General features: G+C 63.9%; 13 protein-coding genes and 1 pseudogene. 6 read left to right on the top strand and 8 right to left on the bottom strand.

Annotated elements, in window-relative coordinates; all coding sequences use genetic code 11:
- Window positions 1–86 precede the first annotated feature (86 nt).
- The 4 genes from preA to OX460_RS20925 are packed head-to-tail and all read right to left on the bottom strand — an operon-like array spanning window position 87 to window position 5,609.
- Window positions 87–1,367, bottom strand: a complete 1,281-nt coding sequence (gene preA, locus OX460_RS20940; RefSeq protein WP_289899802.1) for an NAD-dependent dihydropyrimidine dehydrogenase subunit PreA — start codon at window positions 1,365–1,367, stop codon at window positions 87–89.
- Window positions 1,367–2,734 carry an NAD(P)-dependent oxidoreductase gene (locus OX460_RS20935; RefSeq protein WP_289899801.1) on the bottom strand — a complete coding sequence of 456 codons (1,368 nt, stop codon included), beginning with the start codon at window positions 2,732–2,734 and terminating at the stop codon, window positions 1,367–1,369. The genes preA and OX460_RS20935 overlap by 1 nt, the downstream gene beginning before the upstream one ends.
- 47 nt (window positions 2,735–2,781) lie before the next feature.
- The gene (locus OX460_RS20930; RefSeq protein ID WP_289899800.1) at window positions 2,782–4,284 is read right to left on the bottom strand and encodes a CoA-acylating methylmalonate-semialdehyde dehydrogenase; all 1,503 of its coding nucleotides are present in this window, start codon (window positions 4,282–4,284) and stop codon (window positions 2,782–2,784) included.
- An 8-nt stretch (window positions 4,285–4,292) separates the two neighbouring features.
- Entirely contained in the window at window positions 4,293–5,609 is a 1,317-nt protein-coding gene (locus OX460_RS20925; protein WP_289899799.1) for an aspartate aminotransferase family protein, read from the bottom strand.
- Between the two features lie 199 nt (window positions 5,610–5,808).
- On the opposite strand from OX460_RS20925, the gene OX460_RS20920 reads away from it, so the two are divergent.
- The 6 genes from OX460_RS20920 (at window position 5,809) to OX460_RS20895 (ending at window position 10,730) form a co-directional block, all read left to right on the top strand.
- Window positions 5,809–7,266 carry a PLP-dependent aminotransferase family protein gene (locus OX460_RS20920; protein WP_289899798.1) on the top strand — a complete coding sequence of 486 codons (1,458 nt, stop codon included), beginning with the start codon at window positions 5,809–5,811 and terminating at the stop codon, window positions 7,264–7,266.
- Window positions 7,267–7,276: 10 nt separating this feature from the next.
- Entirely contained in the window at window positions 7,277–7,954 is a 678-nt protein-coding gene (locus OX460_RS20915) for a TetR/AcrR family transcriptional regulator (protein ID WP_289899797.1), read from the top strand.
- Window positions 7,955–8,045: 91 nt separating this feature from the next.
- Window positions 8,046–8,561, top strand: coding sequence for a hypothetical protein (locus tag OX460_RS20910; RefSeq protein ID WP_289899796.1), 516 nt, complete (start codon window positions 8,046–8,048; stop codon window positions 8,559–8,561).
- A gap of 141 nt (window positions 8,562–8,702) precedes the next feature.
- A complete protein-coding gene (locus OX460_RS20905; protein ID WP_289899795.1) occupies window positions 8,703–8,972 on the top strand; it encodes a hypothetical protein in 270 nt (89 codons plus the stop codon).
- Between the two features lie 160 nt (window positions 8,973–9,132).
- Window positions 9,133–9,555 carry a VOC family protein gene (locus tag OX460_RS20900; RefSeq protein ID WP_099665365.1) on the top strand — a complete coding sequence of 141 codons (423 nt, stop codon included), beginning with the start codon at window positions 9,133–9,135 and terminating at the stop codon, window positions 9,553–9,555.
- 11 nt (window positions 9,556–9,566) lie between these two features.
- The gene (locus OX460_RS20895; RefSeq protein WP_289899794.1) at window positions 9,567–10,730 is read left to right on the top strand and encodes a dipeptidase; all 1,164 of its coding nucleotides are present in this window, start codon (window positions 9,567–9,569) and stop codon (window positions 10,728–10,730) included.
- 1 nt (window position 10,731) lies between these two features.
- On the opposite strand, the gene OX460_RS20890 is transcribed toward OX460_RS20895, so the two are convergent.
- The 4 genes and pseudogenes from OX460_RS20890 to OX460_RS20875 all read right to left on the bottom strand — a co-directional run bounded on the left by OX460_RS20890 (window position 10,732) and on the right by OX460_RS20875 (window position 16,209).
- Complete coding sequence (locus tag OX460_RS20890; RefSeq protein ID WP_180278815.1) at window positions 10,732–11,949, bottom strand: nucleoside deaminase; 1,218 nt, start codon at window positions 11,947–11,949, stop codon at window positions 10,732–10,734.
- Window positions 11,950–11,953: 4 nt separating this feature from the next.
- Window positions 11,954–12,376 (bottom strand): annotated as a pseudogene (locus OX460_RS20885) (cytidine deaminase); the annotation flags it as partial.
- An 84-nt stretch (window positions 12,377–12,460) separates the two neighbouring features.
- Window positions 12,461–13,783, bottom strand: a complete 1,323-nt coding sequence (gene deoA, locus OX460_RS20880; protein WP_289899793.1) for a thymidine phosphorylase — start codon at window positions 13,781–13,783, stop codon at window positions 12,461–12,463.
- 74 nt (window positions 13,784–13,857) lie between these two features.
- A complete protein-coding gene (locus OX460_RS20875; RefSeq protein ID WP_289900082.1) occupies window positions 13,858–16,209 on the bottom strand; it encodes an aldehyde dehydrogenase family protein in 2,352 nt (783 codons plus the stop codon).
- Between the last annotated feature and the right edge of the window lie 3 nt (window positions 16,210–16,212).

The raw sequence follows: 16,212 nt of genomic DNA, 5'->3' as shown, positions 1-16,212 counted from the left end.
GTTGAAACGGCTCGGCTTTTAAGTAATCTAGCTTACTGCAAAGACGCGCCGCTGTTTATAAAATAAACGCACGCAATAAACGTGCCCTATGCCGTCTCCGCCAGCGCTCTTGGATTTCGCGGATCCTGCGTCCAGTTCATGTATGGCTTGCCCGTGGCCTGCGGCACCATCGTGATGCAGCCCTGCACCGGACAGGTGATTTCGCACAGGTTGCAGCCCACGCATTCCTCCTTGATCACCTCATACGTGCGCGTGCCGGCAGCGTCGATCAGCTGCGCAATCGACTGGTGCGAGGTGTCTTCGCAAGCCACGTAGCACTTGCCGCATTTGATGCAGTCGTCCTGATTGATCTGCGCGATGACCTGGTAATTCATATCCAGGTATTTCCAGTCCGTCGTATTGGCCACGGCCTTGCCGGAAAAGTCGCTGATGCGCTCATATCCCTTCTCGTCCATCCAGCGCGACAAGCCATCCTTCATCTCTTCGACGATGCGGAAACCATGCAGCATGGCTGCCGTGCACACCTGCACGCAGCCTGCGCCCAGGGCAAGGAATTCGGCCGCGTCGCGCCAGTTGCCGATGCCGCCGATGCCGGAAATGGGCAAGCCGCGCGTCTGCGGATCGCGGGCGATTTCCGCCACCATGTTCAGCGCGATGGGTTTCACGGCCGCTCCGCAATAGCCGCCGTGCGTGCTGGCGCCGCCCACGATGGGCAAGGCCACCATGCGGTCCAGGTCCAGCGAGGTAATCGAGTTGATGGTGTTGATCAGCGAGACGGCGTCCGCACCGCCCGCCTTGGCCGCGCGCGCCGGCATGCGCACGTCCGTGATGTTGGGCGTGAGCTTGACGATGACGGGGAGTTTGCTGTGCTTCTTGCACCAGGCGGTGACCATCTGCACGTACTCGGGCACCTGGCCCACGGCCGCGCCCATGCCCCGCTCCGGCATGCCGTGCGGGCAGCCGAAATTGAGTTCGATGCCGTCCGCGCCTGTCGCCTCGACCTTGGGCAGGATGTCGGCCCAGTAGTGCTCTTCGCACGGCAGCATCAGGGAGACGATCATGGCGCGGTCGGGCCAATCCTTTTTCACCTGTGTGATTTCGCGCAGGTTGATCTCCAGCGAGCGGTCGGTAATGAGTTCGATGTTATTGAAGCCGACCACTTCGCGGTTCTTGCCGTACAAAGCGGAATAGCGCGACGAGACGTTGACGGCGGCAGGGTCTTCACCGAGCGTTTTCCACACGACGCCACCCCATCCCGCCTCGAAGGCGCGCACCACGTTGTAGGCCTTGTCGGTCGGCGGCGCGGACGCCAGCCAGAAGGGATTCGGCGCCTTGATGCCGCAAAATTCGATGCTGAGATCAGCCATTATGCAGCCTCCACTTTATTGAATAAATCGGAATGGATTGCCAGTGCGGCCAGCTTGCCATGCTGGACGGCCTGCACCGTCAAGTCCTGTCCCGGCGCCACGCAGTCGCCGCCCGCGTAGATCCCCGGCAGCACCGTGCGAAAGCGCGCATCGACGGCGATCTTGTCGCCGTCTCGCTGCAACAGCGCCGCCATCGGGTCATGCAGCACGTCGGGGTCGAGGCTCTGGCCGATGGCCTTGAAAATGGCGTCGGCCGCCACGTCGAAGGTTTCGCCGGTGCCCGCCAGGCGCGTGCCCTGCATGCGGGTTTTTTCGAAGCGCATGCCGGCCACCTTGCCAGCCGCATCGAGCAACACCTGCTGCGGCTGGGCCCACGTCAGCATGCGCACCTGGTTGGCCTTGGCGATTTCCTGTTCATGATGCGTGGCCGTCATGGCGTCGAAGCCGCGGCGGTAGACGAGAGTGACTTCCTCGGCGCCCAGCCTTTGAATCTGCACGGCCATGTCGATGGCCGTATTGCCGGCGCCAATCACGATCGCGCGTTTCGGCACGGGCAGTGCGGCCAGGTCGTCGGCCTGGCGCAGCGCGGCGATGTAATCGACGGCGGCCAGCAAGCCCGGTGCGTCCTCGCCCGTCAAGCCCAGCTTGCGGCTGGCGCCCAGGCCCAGCCCCAGGAAGACGGCGTCGTATTGCGCGTGCAAGTCGCGCAGCTGCAGGTTCTCGCCCAGCACCTGGCGACATCGGATTTCAATGCCGCCGATGTCCAGCAGAAAGTCGATTTCCTTTTGCGCGAAATCGTCCGTCAGCTTGTACTTGGCGATGCCGTATTCATTCAAGCCGCCCGCCTTGCCTTCCTTTTCAAAGATCACCACGTCGTGTCCCAGCATGGCCAGGCGGTGCGCGCACGACAGGCCGCCAGGGCCCGCACCGACGATGGCAATTGTCTTGCCCGTGCTTGCCGCCCGTTTGAACGGGTGCGCCGCGAACTGCATATGATCGACGGCGTAGCGCTGCAAGAGGCCGATCTTGACGGGCTGGCCTTCCGCGTCGTGGTTGCGCACGCAGACGTCTTCGCAGAGGATTTCCGTCGGGCAGACGCGGGCGCAGCTGCCGCCCAGGATGTTCTGTTTCAGGATGCCGGCGGCGGCGCCGTTGATGTTCTTGTCGTGGATATTGCGGATGAAGCTGGCCACGTCGATTTCCGACGGACAGATGCGGCTGCACGGCGCGTCGTAGCAGTACAGGCAACGGGCGCTTTCGATGGCGGCCTGGCGCGCGCTCAAAGGAGGCGCCAGGTCCGTGAAATGGCCCGCCAGTTCCTCGTTGGGCAGGGCGGGATGCGGCAAATAGCTCAGGGACTCGATCATCGCGTTTTCCTTCTTTGATCCTGCGGTGGATTTTCAGTGTGAAACCGTCACTTCATCTGGGGAAAAGCAAATTCCACACCAGCGCTTGCCGTATTCGGCCAGCGCTGCATCACGGCCTTGTGGCGCGTGTAGAAACGCACGCCTTCGGGACCATAGGCGTGGTGGTCGCCGAACATGCTGCGCTTCCAGCCGCCAAAGCTGTTGAAGGCCATCGGCACGGGCAAGGGGATGTTGACGCCCACCATGCCGACCTGGATCTGTCGCACGAATTCGCGCGCCACGCCGCCGTCGCGCGTATAGATGGCCACGCCGTTGCCATACTCGTTGGCATTGATCAGCTCCACCGCATGCACCACGTCTGGGCAGCGCAGCACGCACAGCACGGGGCCAAAAATCTCTTCCTTGTAGATGCTCATGTCGCGCGTGACGTGGTCAAATAAAGTGCCGCCGACAAAGAAGCCGTTTTCGCGGCCCGGCACCACATGGTTGCGGCCATCGACGACCAGGGTCGCGCCCTGCTCCACGCCCGAGGCGATCAGTTTTTCGATGCGCTGCTTGGCCGCCAGCGACACGACCGGCCCCATTTCCGCACCACCTTCCATGCCGTCGCGCACTTTCAGTGCGGCCGTGCGCGTTGCCAGTGCATCGATCAATTTGTCGCCCGCGTCGCCCACGGCCACGACCACGGAAATGGCCATGCAACGCTCGCCCGCCGAACCGTAGGCAGCGCCGATCAAGGCGTCGACCGTCATGTCCATGTCCGCGTCTGGCATCACCACCATGTGGTTCTTCGCGCCGCCCAGCGCTTGCACGCGCTTGCCGCTGGCGCTGCCGCGCGCATAGATGTATTCGGCGATCGGCGTCGAGCCGACAAAGCTGATCGCCTGCACGACCGGGTGGTCGAGCAAGGCGTCGACCGTCACCTTGTCGCCCTGCACCACGTTGAAGACGCCGTCGGGCAGGCCCGCCTCCTTCAGCAGTTTGGCGTGCAGCAGGGATGCCGACGGATCGCGCTCCGACGGTTTCAGGACGAAGGTATTGCCGCAGGCGATGGCGACGGGGAACATCCACATCGGCACCATCACGGGAAAATTGAATGGCGTGATGCCGGCCACCACGCCCAGCGCCTGGCGCATGGACCAGGCGTCGATGCCGCGCGAAATCTGGTCCGTGAATTCGCCCTTTAACAATTGCGGGATGCCGACGGCAAATTCCACCATCTCGATGCCGCGCGCCACTTCGCCCTGCGCATCCGCGAAAGTCTTGCCGTGCTCACGCGTGAGCATGGCGGCAAAGTCGTCCGTGTGCTGCTGGCACAACTGCAGGTAGCGGAACAGCACGCGCGCACGCGTCAAGGGCGGCGTTGCGGACCAGGAAGGAAAGGCGGCAGCGGCCGCCTGCACGGCCGCATCCACGTCTTCCACGGTGCCCAGCGCCACCCGGGCCACAGGTACGCCCAGGGCCGGGTTGTACACGTCGCCATAGCGGCCACTATTCGTGTCGACTTTGGCGCCGTTGATGAAGTGGGTGATGGTGTCGAGATCGTTCATGGTGTTCCTTAGTCGAGATTTTTGAGTACCTTGGCCAGCTTGCCAAACAGCTCGTCGACATGCTGTTTTTCCAGCACCAGCGGCGGCGACAGGGCGATGATGTCGCCCGTCGTGCGTATCAGCACGCCGTCGGCGAAGGCTTGTTTGAAGGCGCTGAAGGCGCGCGCACCGGGTTTGCCGGCGATGGGATCGAGCTCGATGCCGGCGATGAGGCCAATGCTGCGCAGGTCGATCACGTGCGGCAAGCCTTTCAGCGAGTGCACGGCGTCGCTCCAATATGCCTGCATCGCTTTCGCGTGGCCCAGGATGTCCTGCTCCTCGAACACTTGCAGAGTCGCCAGCGAGGCGGCGCAGGCCAGCGGGTGACCGGAATACGTGTAACCGTGGAACAGTTCGATGCCGGCCGGCGCATCCATGAAGGCGTCGTGGATATACTTTTTGCTGAAGACGGCCCCCATCGGCACCATGCCGTTGGTCAGGCCCTTGGCCGTCGTCATCAGGTCAGGCTCGACATCGAAATAATCAGCCGCGAACGGCGTCGTCATGCGGCCAAAACCCGTGATGACTTCATCGAAAATCAAGAGGATGCCGTGCTTGGTGCACAGCTCACGCAAGCGTTTCAGATAGCCTTTCGGCGGAATCAGCACGCCCGTGGAGCCGGCCACCGGTTCGACGATGACGGCGGCAATCGTCGAGGCGTCGTGCAGAGCGACGATGCGTTCCAGTTCATCGGCCAGGTGGGTGCCGTATTCGGGCTCGCCCACCGTATAGGCGTTCTTGTCCAGGTTATGCGTGTGCGGCAAATGGTCCACGCCGGGCAACAGCGGGCCAAAGGTCTTGCGGTTGCCGCCGATGCCGCCCACGGAAATGCCGCCGAAGCCCACGCCGTGGTAACCGCGTTCGCGGCCGATCAAGCGCGTACGTGCGCCCTCGCCGCGCGCCCGGTGATAGGCCAGCGCGATCTTCAAGGCAGTGTCGACGGCTTCGGAACCGGAGTTGGTGTAGAAGACGTGGCCGAACTTGTGGCCCGTGTAGTCCATCAGTTTTTCCGCCAGGTCGAAGGCGGCCGGATGGCCCATCTGGAAGGTAGGCGCGAAGTCGAGCTGGCCCACCATGTCGCGGATGGCGCCGACGATTTTTGGCTGCGCATGGCCGCAGGGCACGCACCACAGGCCGGCCGTGCCATCGAGGATGCTGTTGCCATCGACGTCCTTGTAGTACATGCCTTCGGCCGACACGAGCAAGCGCGGGTTGGCCTTGAAATCACGGTTGTTCGTAAACGGCATCCAGAATGCCGACATCGATTCCGGCCTTGTTTCGTTCATGACCTTCTCCTTGGGATGGGTTGGCGCGGGGCCAGGATCGTTTTTGACGAAGCGTAAAATAATTTACCAGTTGGCAAAAAGCTGATGTAATAATAGACAGGCCATCCCCAATGGCACAGATACACAAACGGCAAAGTATCCCAACCGTACAGGTCGGAAAATCAGTACAGTTTTGTGCAGGGCAGCATAAGGAGCCACCGTGAAGCACAGCGACAGCACAGACGATGCCCCCGAACAGACCAGCGGCTGGCCCGTGCTGGACATCGACCGCCAGAAAAAGGGCGGCCTGGTCGAGCAGATCGTCATCGCCATCAGCGTCATGGTGGGCAGCCGCACCCTGCGCATCGGCACGCGCATGCCGTCCGTGCGCCAGTTCGCCCGCTGCAATGGCGTGTCGACGTTTACCGTCGTCGAATCGTATGACCGCCTGGTCAACCTGGGCTTGCTGTCGTCGCGCCGCGGCTCCGGCTATTTCGTCGCACGCCACGATATCGCCGCCTCGCCGCAGACGGCCGTGCATACGAGTCCCACCGCCATCGACGCCCTCACGCCTGACCTGTATTCGGGCGTGTCCGACGCCCTGCCCGTGGGCGCGGGCTGGCTGCCGCCCGAAATGTATGGCGAAGCGACCGTGCTCGATGCCGTGCGTCAGGCCATGCGCATTCCCGCCAGCCGGCTGCGCGGCTATGGCCATCCGCTGGGCTTTCCCTCGCTGCGCCAGCACCTGGCGACAAGCCTGTCGGAAGAACTGTTCCAGGTGGAGCCGGACCAGGTCTTGCTGACGCATGGCGCCACGCACGCTTTTGACCTGGTCCTGCGCAGCCTGACCAAGCCGGGCGACACGGTGCTGGTGGAAGACCCAGGCTACAGCAATCTGCAGTCGCTGATCCGCCACCACGGCTGCATCCCCGTGGGCATTGCGCGCGGCGAGGCGGGCCTGGACCTCGATGCGCTGGCCAGCGAGGCTGCGCGCACGCAGCCCAAGTTGATGTTCGTCAACACGGTGCTGCAAAATCCGCTCGGCACCTCGCTCAGCCAGGCGCAGGCGCACCGTTTGCTGGCACTGGCCGAACAATTTGATTTCTGGCTGGTGGAAGACGATATCTACCGCGAACTGGCGGCGCGCGGCGAAGCATCGCTGGCGGCCATGGATGGCTTGCGCCGCGTGATCCGCGTGGGCAGTTTTTCCAAGACCCTGTCGCCCGTGCTGCGCGTGGGATCGATTTGCGCCTCGCCATCGCTGGTGGCCGAACTGGTACGCGTAAAAATGCTGGCGGGCCTGACGACGTCGGAAATCAACGAGCGCGCCGTCTACCACGCCATCTCCGCGCGGCCCTACAAGCGCATGGTGGAAAGGCTGGTGGCGCAGCTCGATGCGGCCCGTGAGCGCAGCATCGATTGCCTTGCGCAGGCGGGCATGGCCCCCGTGGCGCGTCCGCGCGGCGGCATGTTCGTCAGCGCCGGCTGGCCCGATGTGCAAACGCCGGAGTGGAATGGCAAGATCATCGCCGACATGGCCTTGAAGGCCGGCATCCTGCTGTCGCCGAACGAATTTTTCATGCTGCGCGCGCCCGAGACGGTGTGGTTCCGCTTCAACGTGGCCTACACCGATACCCCCGTGCTGCAAGCCTTCCTGCAATCGATCCGCCCACGCTAAAGAATCCGCCATGGCCAGCGACAAATCCCCTGCCCTTTCCGTGAAAAATGCCGGCGGCCGGCGCCTGCAAAACCGCGACCGCCTGGAAGCGGACATCCTGGAGCAAGCCGTGCGCGTGTTCGCGGAAAGCGGCTATGAGGGCGCGTCGATCGCCACCATCGCCGAGCGAGCCGGCCTGTCGAAGCAAAACCTGATGTATTACTTTCCATCCAAGCAGCTGCTGTACCAGCGCGTGCTCGACGACGTGCTCGACGACTGGCTGGCGCGCATGGAATCGCTGGCCAATGAACACGACGAGCCGCGCGACGTGCTGCGCGCGTACATCGGCGCCAAACTGCGTTTTTCGCGCGAACAGCCGTGGGCTTCGCGCGTGTATGCGCTGGAAGTGATCAATGGCGCTCCCCTGTACGGCGCGCAGATACGCGACCGGGTCGTGCCCCTGCTGCGCAAGGATATCGCCGTCTTCGAAGCCTGGATCGCCGCCGGCAGGATCGCGCCCGTCAACGCCACGCACCTGATGTTCGCCATCTGGGCCATGACGCAATCGTATGCGGATTTTTCAGCGCAGATGGCCCTGGTGCTGGAGCGCAAGCAGCTCACGCGCAAGGATTACGAGGATGCCGAAATCCTGCTTACGCACATGGTGCAGGCGGCCATCGCCCTGCCCAGGACTGTGCCCGGCACGTGATGAAATTTCCAATGAACAATCTGACAGTGATAGCATGGCGCGCTGAAGCGTTTGCAATGGCGGCGCAATATCGACAGGATAAGGAACAGGCATGAAACAATGGTCATCGGCGCGCACCGCGTCATTGCTGGGCAAAGCTGCCTGCGCGGCGCTGCTGGCAGTGGCGGGCGCGGCACAGGCGCAGACAGTCGGCATGATAGACAACCAGCCGCTGAGCGAAACCTGGCTCAACGCGGGCTTTTATTCGTATCATTTCCAGCGCGACAAGAACCTGAACGACAGCAATCCGGGCCTGGGCGCCGAATACCGCTTTTCCACCGTCGCCTCGGTCACGGCCGGCCGCTTCTACAATAGCGACCGCGCCTATTCGAACTATCTGGGCGTGTACTACCAGCCCATCAAGGTGGGCCCGCTGCGCGTCGGCGCCGTCGTTGGCGGCTTCAGCGGCTATCCGAAGATGCGCGATGGCGGCTGGTTCCCGGCCCTGGTGCCTACCATCAGCTATGAATACCAGCGCGTGGGCGTGAATATCGCCATCGTGCCATCCTACAAGGACCGCCTGTATGGCGCCCTCAGTTTCCAGCTGAAACTCAAGGTGTTTGAATAACCGTTTGTCCCGACCTGTCGCCGTTCGGTCCGCCATTCCCGCCATTCGTCGCATACGCGATGCCTGGCAGCGGGGTTTTGCCTATAGTGGATCCATCGCCAGCTTGCATACGCAGCGGCACCCACACGACAGGAGAATGGCATGAAAGACCTCAATTCGGCACCGGGCAGCACTTCCTTCAGCGCTTTCTGGAGCGAGCTGTGCGCTTACACGCGCCAGGGCATGGCCGCCCTGCGCGCCATGTCCTGGCCCATGCTGCTGGCATGCTGCCTGGGCCTGGCGTTCGTGATCACCATCTTGCCGCTGGCAATCATGCTGTTTGCCCTCGTCATGCTGCTGAGATGGGCAAGCAACAGCGATGACATCGACGCGGACACGAAGGCAGCGAACTCTTCGCAGTCGCCGCAATAAAAATTTGCGTAGTAGCAAGAGTGCAATGATTATTCTATGGCACTATGGATGGGCGCGGCACTGACGGGCATCAAACCCCTCCCGATGGATGGTATTGAGACGGAACGCTACGCAAGATTAACAATCGAAGCTACTCCCCCACAGCCATAGGAGTTTTCTGATGACCTCGACTGCAAAAGCCACAACCGGCACGACCATTCCCTGCCTGCGCTACCGCGACGCGCCCGCCGCCATCGAATGGCTGTGCAAGGCGCTCGGCTTTGAAAAACAATTGATTGTGCCTGACGGAAACGGCGGCGTCGCCCATGCGCAACTGAGCTTTGGCAATGGCATGGTCATGGTGGCGCCGGCCATCGACAGCGACTATGGCCGCCTGATGAAACTGCCCGGCGACGTCGGTGGCGCGAACACGCAAAACTGCTATCTGGTCGTCAGCGATGCCGATGCCGTCTACCGCAGCGCGCGCGAAGCGGGCGCCGAAATCGTGCTCGACATCAAGGATGAAGATTACGGCGGACGGGGCTTTACCTGCCGTGACCCGGAAGGCCATATCTGGAGCCTGGGCACCTACGATCCATGGTAAGACGGAGAACAATGATTATCAGTACCCTCGCCGCCGCCAGCCTTGCGCTGATCGGCGGTTTCCTGTCCGCTCCCGTCCTCGTCGACGAGCACCTCAACCGCGTCCATCCTCCATCCGGCAAGGCGCCGTCGGCAGCCACTGTGGCCCTGCACCAGAGCCTGTGGATCGCCGACCTGCACGCAGACAGCCTGCTGTGGCAACGCAACCTGAACCGCGACAGCCAGCGCGGCCATGTCGACTTCCCCCGCCTGCAGCGGGCCAACGTGGCGCTGCAAGCCTTTTCCGTCGTCACCAAGACGCCGCGCAAGATGAATATCGAGCGCAATGGCAGCGACACGGACAACATCACGGCGCTGGTGGTGGCGCAAGGCTTGCCGCCTGCCACCTGGAACAGCCTGCTGGCGCGCGCCACCTACCAGGCCGACGAGCTGCGCCAGCAAGCGGCCAAGAGCCAGGGCAAGGTCAGGGTCATCGGCAGCCGCGCCCAGCTGCGCAGCTTCATCGCCGCGCGCGAGCAAGATCCCGCCCTGCTGGCCGGCTGGCTGACGCTGGAAGGCGCGCATGCGCTCGAAGGCAAGCTGGACAACCTCGATACCCTGTACCGGGCCGGCTACCGCATGGCCGCGTCCACGCACTTCTTCGATACGGAACTGTCCGGCTCCCAGCACGGCTTGAAGAAAGGCGGCTTGACGCCGCTGGGCAAGCAATGGCTGCGCGCCATGGAGCAACGCAAGATGATTGTCGACCTGGCGCACGCCTCGCCGGCCACCATCGACGACGTATTGACGATGGCGAAACGCCCCGTAATGGTGTCGCACACGGGCGTGCGCGGCACTTGCGCCAACGGGCGCAACCTCAGCGACGCACAACTGAAACGCATCGCCGCCCAAGGTGGCCTGGTGGGCATCGGTTTCTGGAATACGGCCGTCTGCGGCAAGGACGTGGCGTCCATCGCGCGCGCCATCAAGTACACGGTAAAACTGATCGGTGCCGAACACGTGGCCTATGGTTCGGACTTCGACGGCGCCGTCACCACGGCCATCGATGCGACGGGCTTGCCGCGCCTGACGCAGGCCCTGCTCGACGCAGGCTTGTCGGAAGCGCAGATCCGCCGCGTGGCGGGCGAAAACGTGCGCGACTTTTTACTGAAAAACCTGCCGGACGATGACGCCTAGGCTAGCCTAGCGCCTGGACTAGGGCCTGGTCCAGCACCTGGCGCGGCCGGATGCGTATCAGCTTGCGGTACAGCGGCGGCATCGACTCGCACAGCGCCAGCAGCGCGTCTTCCGCCATGGCGGGTCGCACGTACTGGAATTGCGCCGGATTATTCTCCGGCAGTGCCCCCTCCATGGTGGAGCCGTAGGCGCCCAGGGTCATGAAACTGGCGGCGCTGTCGTCCGGGCCGATGGCCAGCACGAAGGTACCGTGCTTGGGGTGGCCCAGGTAGCTTTTGAATTCTTCCTGCAGCGCCGGCGCCGCATTCGCCATCAATTCAAAGCGCAGCTGCGCGTACTGGCGCGTGCATTCCATGAACGGCGTGCGGATGGCCGATTGCGCCACGTTTCCCGGCATGCACAGCAGCAGGTTGCCAAAGGAATCGAGCAAGGCGGCCGCGTCGCCTTGGCCGCCATCGCGCACATCCTGCTCCATGGCCGCCTGCAGGAATGGCGCCAGGCCCGCATCAGGCACGTGCGGGTCGCAACGGTAAGTCAGGGCATCGGGATAGCGGCGGCGCAGGGCGCGCACCACGGCATGCTCGGATGGCAAGGTGGCAGGATCACGCAGCTGCACGTCGTCGCCGGCGTTCAGCAGCTGCATCACCTGCGCCGATGTCGACTCGAACACGAGCGAGCACAGTGCCTGCGTCGCCTCGTGGATGCTCTTGCCGATGAAAAAAGATTTGGGCGTGGCGCCGGAAGGCAGGCGCGCATACTCGGTGGCGCCGCGCACGGCCGGATAGCAAAAGCTGCGGCCGGCCTGCACCTGCAACGGCGCCGGCAAGGCCGTAAACGTGGCGCTACCATCGTAATTGATGCCCGCCTTGACATCGGGCGCGGCCACCACCACGTTGAAACCGGCCGCCAGAATCGCCCCCGTGCACATGCAGCAGGGGTCGAGCGAGGTGACGATAGTCAGTTCCCCTGGCGGCGGCAAGGGCGTGCCCTTGGCCCGCTCGGCGAAATACCAGTCCACCAGCTGGCGTTCGCCATGCGCCGTGGGGTCAAACACCAGGCCCTGGCGCACGACGTTGTTGTGCATCGATTGCAGCACGTTGCCGGCGCCATCGAGCAGCACGCCGCCCACGCCGAAGGTGCCCTGCGTCTTGGCCGCCATGGCTTCGGCCGCGGCAATCGCCACGGCGGCCTGGATGTCGATCGTCTTGTTCAAGCGGATCCTGTTACTTCATGTCCAGGTCGGAATTGCCGAAGCCATGCGGCAGCAACCAGCCCGCCGTCACTTCCATGACATCGTTTTTCAAGTTCGTCAGGATCACCGGCAGGTCGGCGCCGCCCATCTCGAAGATCACCTGACGGCAGGCGCCACATGGCGAAATCGGTTCCGCCGTGTCGCCCGTGACGGCCAGCTTGGCGAAGTCGCCCGGTTTGCAGCCATGCGCGATGGCGCTGAAAAACGCCGTGCGCTCGGCGCAATTGCACAGGCCATAGGCGGCGTTTTCCACGTTACAGCCACGGAAGACGCGGCCATCCTTGCACAGCAGCGCCGCGCCCACCTTGAAACGCGAGTAGGGTGCGTAGGCCAGTTCACGGCCGGCATTGGCTTCGGCGATCAGTTCTTGGTTGTTCATTTTTTCTGCAATACCCTTGAATTCATAAGACTGGGCTCAGACCACCGCCGGCACATAGCTCAGCGCTATCGCAAGCGGGGGTCTGCCCCTGGTTTTCAACTACGGACGAATGGTACGGTAAATCACGGGATTGGCCGCCAGCGCCACCGTGCCGATAGCATACGCGTCCTGGATTTCCTTGACGGCTTGCTGCGCCGCCGCTTCCGTGCGCGCGTGCACCATGGCCAGCGGCTGGCCGACAGCAACCGGCTCGCCCAGGCCGACCAGGTCCGTCAGGCCGACGGCGAAATCGATGCTGTCGGTCGGACGGCGGCGGCCGCCGCCCAAGGCGACCACGGCCAGGCCGATGGCGCGGCAATCACGCACGTTGGCGTAACCGGACGACAGCGCAGGCGCCGGCACGATGAACGGCGCCTGTTCCAGGTGCTTGTCCGGATGTTCGACCAGGTCGGCCGGGCCGCCCAGTGCGGACACCATGCGCGCAAAGCGCTCGGCCGCTTCGCCCGAATCGAGGGCCGCCATCAATTTCACGCGCGCCTCTTCTTCGGTGGCGGCCAGGCCGCCCAGCACCAGCATCTCGGCGCACAGCGCCAGGGTGACTTCATGCAGGCGCGCGGGACGCGAACGGCCCGTCAGGTAATCCATGGCGCCGCGCACTTCCAGCGCATTGCCGGCGTACGGCGCCAGCGACTCGTTCATGTCCGTCAAAATCGCCGACGTCTGCATGCCCGCGCCATTGCCGACGGCGACGATGCTTTCGGCCAGTTCCACCGATTTGTCGTAGGTCGGCATGAAGGCGCCCGTGCCCACTTTGACATCCATCACCAGCGCGTCCAGCCCGGCCGACAGTTTCTTCGACAGGATGGAGCCGGTAATCATGGCCACCGATTCCACCGTGGCGGTGACGTCGCGGATGCTGTAGAAACGCTTGTCGGCCGGCGCCAGCTGCGCCGTCTGGCCGATGATGGCCACGCCCACTTCCTTGACCACCTTGCGGAACAATTCATTGTCCGGCACCGTGCAATAGCCTGGAATGGCGTCGAACTTGTCCAGCGTGCCGCCCGTGTGCCCCAGGCCGCGGCCCGAGATCATCGGCACGTAGCCGCCGCACGCGGCGACCATGGGGCCCAGCAGCAGGGAGACGACATCGCCCACGCCGCCCGTCGAATGCTTGTCGACGATGGGGCCCGGCAAGTTCAGCGAACGCCAGTCCAGCACCTGGCCGGAATCGCGCATGGCCAGGGTGAACGCCACGCGCTCGTCCATGTTCATGTCATTAAAATAGACGGCCATGCCCAGCGCCGCGATCTGGCCTTCGCTGACGCTGCCGTCAGTGATGCCGCGCACGAAAAACTGGATTTCCTCGGCGCTCAGCACACCCTTGTCGCGTTTCTTGCGAATGATTTCCTGGGTTAACAACATGGAATAACTCCAATCATGAGATCTGGGGTCAGTCCCTGCGGATCTGACCCCAGCTTTGTAACGCTAGCTACTTATCAGACGCCGTAAGGAATCCACACGTTTTTCACTTGCGACGCATGCGCCAGCACGGCGCGGCCGCCGCTTTGCGCGGCGCTGTACCAGTCGCGGCCCTTCGCGCCGCCTACCCAGGTGCGCTTCAGGGTGCCGGCCGACAGGCGCTCGACTTCCGCGCAACCGTCGGCGGAACCGTCATGGCGCCAGACGGCGTCGATGTCGGCGTGCGTGGCCAGGGTGCGCGCCAGTTCATCGGCGTTGCCGCTGATGATGTTGACGACGCCGCCCGGCAAGTCGGACGTGTCGAACACCTGGTACAGGTCCAGCGCGGAGAGCGGATGCGCTTCCGACGGCACCACCACCACGCGGTTGCCCAGCGCGATGGCCGGCGCCACCAGCGAAATGAAGCCCAGCAAAGGCGCTTCATTCGGGCAAACGATGCCGATCACGCCGACCGCTTCATTGAGCGCCACGGTGATGCCCTTGGTTGGCGGCTGGTGCGCCAGGCCGTCGTACTTGTCGGCCCAGGCGGCGTAGTAGAACAGGCGTTCGATCGATGCCTGCACTTCCTTCTCAGGATTTTTACTGCCCGTCATGGCAGCGATGCGGGCGGCGAATTCGTCGGCGCGCGCAGCGAGGTTTTCGGCGATGTAGTACAGCACTTGCGCGCGGTTGTGCGCCGTGGCGCTGGTCCAGCCGGACGCTTTATGGGCCGCTTCGACGGCATTGCGGATGTCCTTGCGGCTGCCCACGCCCACTTCGCCCAGCAGGGCGCCATTCGCGCCGAATACCGGGGTGCTGTAAGCGCTGTCAGGGCGCGCCTGCTTGCCGCCGATATACATCTTGGCCGTGCGGTCGATGGCGAACGGATCGGCTGCCGCCGGCTTTGCCGCCGCCTTGGCCTTGGCTTCCACCACCGGCAAGGCCGGACGCGCATCTTCGGCCAAGGCCGTCATGTATTCCAGCATGCCTTCGCGGCCGCCCTCACGACCGAAGCCCGATTCGCGGTAGCCGCCGAAGCCGCACGCCGCGTCGAACTGGTTGGCGCTGTTGATCCACACCACGCCGGCTTTGATGGCAGGCGCGATGTCCAGCGCCAGGCTGATCGACTCGGTCCACACGCTGGCGGCCAGGCCGTACACCGTGTTGTTCGCCAGTTGCACCGCTTCAGGCGGCGTGCGGAAGCTCATCGCCACCAGCACGGGGCCGAAGATTTCAGCTTGCGCCACGGCGGCGGAAGTGGACGCGCCCGTGATCAGGGTCGGCGGGAACCACGAACCGTCCGCCGGCAATTCGCACGCCGGTTGCCATACGTCGCAGCCTTCGGCACGGGCAGAATCGACCAGCGCGGCGATGCGCTGGCGCTGCACGGGATCGACCAGCGCGCCCACGTCCATCGATTTGTCCAGGGGCGAACCGAGACGCAGGTTTTCCATGCGGGCGCGTACCTTGTTCAAGAAGCGCTCCTGGATCGATTCCTGCACCAGCAGGCGCGAACCGGCGCAGCACACTTGTCCCTGGTTGAACCAGATCGAGTCGACCAGGCCTTCCACGGCGCCGTCCAGGTCCGCGTCTTCGAAGACGATGAACGGCGACTTGCCGCCCAATTCGAGGGACAGCTTCTTGCCGCTGCCGGCCGTCGCCTCGCGAATCAGGCGGCCCACTTCCGTGGAACCCGTAAACGCGATCTTGTCGACGCCCGGATGGTTGACGATGGCCGAGCCCACGCGGCCGTCGCCGGTGACGATATTGACCACGCCCGCCGGCACGCCCGCCTGCACGCACAATTCGGCGAACAGCATGGCCGTCAGCGACGTGAATTCGGCCGGTTTGAAGACCACCGTGTTACCCGCGGCCAGGGCCGGGGCGATTTTCCACGACAGCATCAGCAGCGGGAAATTCCACGGCACGATCTGCCCCACCACGCCCACGGCGCGGTAGTCGGCGAATTCCTCCGACTGCAGCTGCGCCCAGCCGGCGTGATGGTAGAAATGGCGCGCGGCCAGCGGCAAGTCGATATCGCGCGTTTCGCGGATGGTCTTGCCGTTGTCCAGCGTTTCCAGCACGGCGAACAGGCGCGAATGCTTTTGCAGCAGGCGGGCCAGCGCGTACATGACCTTGGCGCGGCCGTGGCCGCCCATGCCTTGCCAGACCGGCAGCGCGCGGCGTGCCGCTTCCACGGCGCGTTCCACGTCAGCATCCGTGGCTTGCGTCAGCTCGGCCAGTTGCGTGCCGTCGGCAGGGTTGGTCGAGGCGAACAGCTCGGCCGGCTCGCTCCAGGCATTGTCGATGAACAGACCGAATGTGCGCTGGTGGCCAGCTAGCCACGCCTGCGCTTCTTTTTGACTTTCGGGAGCAGGGCCGTAGTCCATAGT

Origin of the sequence: Janthinobacterium sp. SUN033, assembly GCF_030397595.1 — a bacterium.
Lineage (GTDB): Bacteria > Pseudomonadota > Gammaproteobacteria > Burkholderiales > Burkholderiaceae_D > Janthinobacterium > Janthinobacterium kumbetense.
Note: the sequence above shows the minus strand (reverse complement) of the source record. Positions and strands in the feature narration are given on the sequence as shown.

Coding starts and splice junctions, on each gene's coding strand:
- OX460_RS20875 (WP_289900082.1), bottom strand. CDS start 16,209: ATGGACTACGGCCCTGCTCCCGAAAGTCAAAAAGAAGCGCAGGCGTGG.
- preA (WP_289899802.1), bottom strand. CDS start 1,367: ATGGCTGATCTCAGCATCGAATTTTGCGGCATCAAGGCGCCGAATCCC.
- OX460_RS20915 (WP_289899797.1), top strand. CDS start 7,277: ATGGCCAGCGACAAATCCCCTGCCCTTTCCGTGAAAAATGCCGGCGGC.
- OX460_RS20895 (WP_289899794.1), top strand. CDS start 9,567: ATGATTATCAGTACCCTCGCCGCCGCCAGCCTTGCGCTGATCGGCGGT.
- OX460_RS20905 (WP_289899795.1), top strand. CDS start 8,703: ATGAAAGACCTCAATTCGGCACCGGGCAGCACTTCCTTCAGCGCTTTC.
- OX460_RS20910 (WP_289899796.1), top strand. CDS start 8,046: ATGAAACAATGGTCATCGGCGCGCACCGCGTCATTGCTGGGCAAAGCT.
- OX460_RS20930 (WP_289899800.1), bottom strand. CDS start 4,284: ATGAACGATCTCGACACCATCACCCACTTCATCAACGGCGCCAAAGTC.
- OX460_RS20900 (WP_099665365.1), top strand. CDS start 9,133: ATGACCTCGACTGCAAAAGCCACAACCGGCACGACCATTCCCTGCCTG.
- deoA (WP_289899793.1), bottom strand. CDS start 13,783: ATGTTGTTAACCCAGGAAATCATTCGCAAGAAACGCGACAAGGGTGTG.
- OX460_RS20925 (WP_289899799.1), bottom strand. CDS start 5,609: ATGAACGAAACAAGGCCGGAATCGATGTCGGCATTCTGGATGCCGTTT.
- OX460_RS20935 (WP_289899801.1), bottom strand. CDS start 2,734: ATGATCGAGTCCCTGAGCTATTTGCCGCATCCCGCCCTGCCCAACGAG.